Origin of the sequence: Mesorhizobium sp. M4A.F.Ca.ET.050.02.1.1 (assembly GCF_003997725.1) — a bacterium.
Lineage (GTDB): Bacteria > Pseudomonadota > Alphaproteobacteria > Rhizobiales > Rhizobiaceae > Mesorhizobium.
This window is the reverse complement of record NZ_RZSG01000496.1, coordinates 1-4508: the sequence shown is the minus strand read 5'-3', so window position 1 is coordinate 4508 and position 4508 is coordinate 1. Positions and strand designations below refer to the sequence as shown.

General features: G+C 63.4%; 3 protein-coding genes. All 3 read right to left on the bottom strand.

Annotation, left to right across the window (positions count from 1 at the left end; all coding sequences use genetic code 11):
• Positions 1 to 630: DUF72 domain-containing protein (locus EOA33_RS25385; RefSeq protein ID WP_145989275.1), on the bottom strand; the 630-nt coding region annotated here is incomplete at its 3' end.
• Between the two features lie 28 nt (positions 631 to 658).
• On the bottom strand, positions 659 to 1123 hold the full coding sequence (locus EOA33_RS25380) for a GNAT family N-acetyltransferase (RefSeq protein WP_127406881.1): 465 nt from the start codon (positions 1121 to 1123) through the stop codon (positions 659 to 661).
• Positions 1124 to 1157: 34 nt separating this feature from the next.
• Complete coding sequence (uvrA, locus tag EOA33_RS25375) at positions 1158 to 4079, bottom strand: excinuclease ABC subunit UvrA (RefSeq protein WP_127406880.1); 2922 nt, start codon at positions 4077 to 4079, stop codon at positions 1158 to 1160.
• Positions 4080 to 4508: the final 429 nt, after the last annotated feature.

Here is a 4508-nt window from a genome sequence, read left to right as displayed (position 1 = left end):
CTCATCCAACGCCTTCGGCGTGTAGCAGTCGGGATTGTCGTCGCTGCCGGTCTGCAGCCGCGCATAGACGAAATCGCCGGTGACGTCGGCAATCCGAGGATATTTGGCATGGTCGGCATAGACGATCGCCGCCTTGTACTTGCGGGCCAGCGCCGCGAATTCCGGCACGATGAAACTGTCGTGCCGGACTTCCAGCGCGTGGCGCAGCGCGACGCCGTCCTGCTTCTCGGGGAGCAGCTTCAAGAAGGCTTCGAAATCGTCCGCATCGAACTTCTTCGTCGGCGCGAACTGCCACAGGATCGGGCCGAGCTTGTCGCCGAGCGCGGCAACGCCGGAGCCGAGGAAACGCATCATCGACTCGCCGGCTTCGCCCAGCACACGACGGTTGGTGACGAAGCGGTTGCCCTTCAGCGAATAGACGAAACCGTCAGGCGCCTCGTTCGCCCATTTGACGAAGGTCGGCTCCTTGAAGCTGGAATAGAAGGTGCCGTTGACCTCGATGCTCGGCACCTGCCGGCTGGCGTATTGGAGCTGCTTGGTCTTGGACAGCTTGTCAGGATAGAAAGACGTGTCCCACGGCTCGAACGTCCAGCCGCCCATGCCCGAGCGGATCGTTCCTTGGCTGGCCATTGTCATCCTCCCAGTTTCAAAAAGGCTATCAGGCGGCTTGGTCGACCGGCTTGACCATGTCGACCACAATCCATCCTGGCCGGTAGGGGTGGGCCCGGCGACCCGTTTCCCGGAAACCATAGGCCGCATAGAGCGCGATGTTCCGCTCCATCCGCGAATTGGTGTAGAGCCGCACCTCCGGCAGACCCCATGACTGTGTCTGCTCGTCGGCGAAATTGAGCAGCTTGATGCCGTGACCTCTGCCTTGGAAGGTAGGGGGGACCGCGACGCTGAAGATCATCACATGGTCGGCATGGCGCTCGAGCACGATCAGCCCGGCAAGTTCAGCGCCGCTTTCCAGCAGCCAGACTTCGCCGCGCTCGATGCGCGGCCCGTAGTCTTCCGTGACCGGCATCGGCGGCGCGCCGAGCAGAGCGGTATAGGGCGCATAGGCGGCCGTGGTTAGCGCGACGACGGCGGGGAGATCAGCCGCAAGCGCCTTTCTGAATGTCATTCAAACGCTCTCCAGGCACTGGCCATTTGCGCACTTACTCAGCCGCTTCGCGCTTGCCTCCGGGGCGCCGCTCCAGCAACTCCTTGAGGAATTGGCCGGTGTAGCTGCGCTTCTCGCGCACGATCGCTTCCGGCGTGCCGGAGGCGACCAGTTCGCCGCCGCCGTCGCCGCCTTCGGGGCCGAGGTCGAGCACCCAATCGGCGGTCTTGATGACTTCAAGATTGTGCTCGATCACCACCACCGTGTTGCCCTGGTCGACCAGCTCGTGCAGCACTTCGAGCAGCTTGGCGACGTCGTGGAAGTGCAGGCCGGTGGTCGGCTCGTCGAGGATGTAGAGCGTTTTGCCGGTCGCCTTGCGCGACAGTTCCTTGGCGAGTTTTATCCGCTGCGCCTCGCCGCCGGACAGCGTCGTCGCCTGCTGGCCGATATGGATGTAGCCGAGGCCGACCTGCTTCAGCGTCTCCAGCTTGTCGCGGACGCTGGGCACCGCAGCGAAGAAGTCGACGCCTTCCTCGACCGTCATGTCGAGCACGTCGGCGATCGACTTGCCCTTGAACAGCACGTCGAGCGTCTCGCGGTTGTAGCGCTTGCCGTGGCAAACGTCGCAGGTGACGTAGACGTCGGGCAGGAAGTGCATCTCGATCTTGATGACGCCGTCGCCCTGGCAGGCCTCGCAGCGGCCACCCTTGACGTTGAACGAGAAGCGGCCCGGCTGATAGCCGCGCGCCTTGGCTTCCGGCAGGCCCGCGAACCAGTCGCGAATCGGCGTGAAGGCGCCGGTATAGGTGGCGGGGTTGCTGCGCGGGGTCCGTCCAATAGGCGACTGGTCGATGTCGATGACCTTGTCGAGGAACTCCAGCCCCTCGATGCGGTCATGCTCGGCCGGATGTTCACGCGAGCCCATAATGCGGCGCGAGGCCGCCTTGAACAGCGTCTCGATCAGGAAGGTCGACTTGCCGCCGCCCGACACGCCGGTGACCGCGGTGAAGGTGCCGAGCGGGATTTCCGCCGTCACGTTCTTCAGATTGTTGCCGCGCGCGCCGACGACCTTGATGCGCCGGTTCTTCTTCGCTTCGCGGCGCACGGCCGGCGTCGCCACTTCGAGTTCGCCGGACAAATATTTGCCGGTGATCGAGGCCGGCGTCGCCATGATCTGCTGCGGCGAGCCCTGCGCGATGATCTCGCCGCCATGGATGCCGGCGGCCGGGCCGATATCGACGACATAGTCGGCATGCAGGATGGCGTCCTCATCATGCTCGACGACGATCACCGTGTTGCCGATGTCGCGCAGGTGCTTCAGCGTGTCGAGCAGGCGTGCATTGTCGCGCTGGTGGAGGCCGATCGACGGCTCGTCCAGCACATAGAGTACGCCGGTGAGGCCCGAGCCGATCTGCGACGCGAGCCGGATGCGCTGGCTCTCGCCGCCCGACAGCGTGCCGGAATTGCGCGAAAGCGTCAGATAGTCGAGGCCGACATCGTTGAGGAAGCGCAGCCGCTCGCGGATTTCCTTGAGCACCCGCACCGCAATCTCGTTCTGCTTGTCGTTGAGCTGCGCCGGCAATTCGGTGAACCACTGGTCGGCCTTGCGGATCGACTGCTCGGTGACCTCGCCGATGTGTTTTCCCGCGATCTTCACCGCCAGCGCCTCGGGCTTCAGCCGATAACCATTGCAGGCGGGGCAGGGGGTGGCCGACATGAAGCGCTCGATCTCCTCGCGCATCCAGGCGGATTCGGTCTCCTTCCAGCGCCGATCGAGATTGGGGATGACGCCCTCGAAGGTCTTGGTCGTCTTGTAAGAGCGCAGGCCGTCATCATACTGGAAGGTGATCTCGCGCTCGCCGGTGCCGTGCAGGATCGCCTCCCGCGCCTCGGCGGAAAGATCCTTGAACTTGTCGCCGAGCTTGAAGCCATAGGCCTTGCCCAGCGCTTCCAGCGTCTGCGCGTAATAGGGCGAGGTCGACTTCGCCCACGGGCTGACTGCGCCGTCGCGCAGTGAAAGGTTCTCGTCGGGCACGACCAGATTGGCATCGATGGCGCGCTGGCTGCCGAGACCGTCGCAGGTCGGGCAGGCGCCGAACGGATTGTTGAAGGAAAACAGCCGCGGTTCGATCTCCGGAATGGTGAAACCTGACACCGGACAGGCGAATTTTTCCGAGAACAGGATGCGCTCATGCGTCTCGTTCTTCGACTTGTTGACCGAATCCTCACCGGTCAGGCTGGCGTCGAGCGGCCTGTCGGCGAATTCGGCCACCGCTAGGCCCTCGGCGAGCTTAAGCGCCGTCTCCATGGAATCGGCAAGTCGCGTCGCCAGGTCGCCGCGCACGACAATGCGGTCGACGACCACATCGATATCGTGCTTGTACTTCTTGTCCAGCGCCGGCACGTCGGCAATCTCGTAGAAGACACCGTCGACCTTGACGCGCTGAAACCCTTTCTTCTGCAGCTCCAGGAGTTCCTTGCGATACTCGCCCTTGCGGCCGCGCACGATCGGCGCCAGCAGGAACAGGCGCGTGCCTTCCTCAAGCGCCAGCACGCGGTCGACCATTTGGCTGACCGTCTGGCTTTCGATCGGCAGGCCGGTGGCCGGCGAATAGGGAACGCCGACGCGCGCGAACAGAAGCCGCATGTAGTCGTAGATCTCGGTGACGGTGCCGACCGTCGAGCGCGGGTTCTTCGAAGTTGTCTTCTGCTCGATGGAGATGGCGGGAGACAGCCCGTCGATCTGGTCGACATCCGGCTTCTGCATCATCTCCAGGAATTGGCGGGCATAGGCCGAGAGGCTCTCGACATAGCGGCGCTGGCCCTCGGCATAGATCGTGTCGAAGGCGAGCGACGACTTGCCGGAGCCTGACAGGCCGGTCATGACGATCAGGCTGTCGCGCGGCAGATCGAGATCGACATTCTTCAGATTGTGTTCGCGCGCCCCGCGAATGGAAAGGTATTTATGGTCGGCCATCGCCGGTCGCCGCCTCAGGTCTGGAATTTGCTGGAGTGGCGGGGTTTCCCGGCCACCCCCTATGTAGGTATTTTTCCCGCCACGTCGAGAGACGCCACAACTCTCAACAGAAGCGTTTAACCGTCTTTCGCGCGGGCGGGCAAGCGGAAAGAACAAAGGCCGAACACGCTCCTGACAAAGCGGTGTGGAAATCCCGCCTCGACCTGACCTGGACGTAACCTCCCGGTGATCACATTTTCCGTTAATCGGCTTTTCAACGGTTGACGTCTCCGACTCACGGGAGCAGTGTCCGGGGGTCAACGGAGCCGGCTGTCTTTCGATGGCCTCGCCACCCAAAGGTGGCCTGCGAGACGCCGCAGGCTTTGCGATTTGCGCTTCGGACGACAATTGTCGCAACGGACCCAGGAGCGGAGCATGACGCCACCGGAC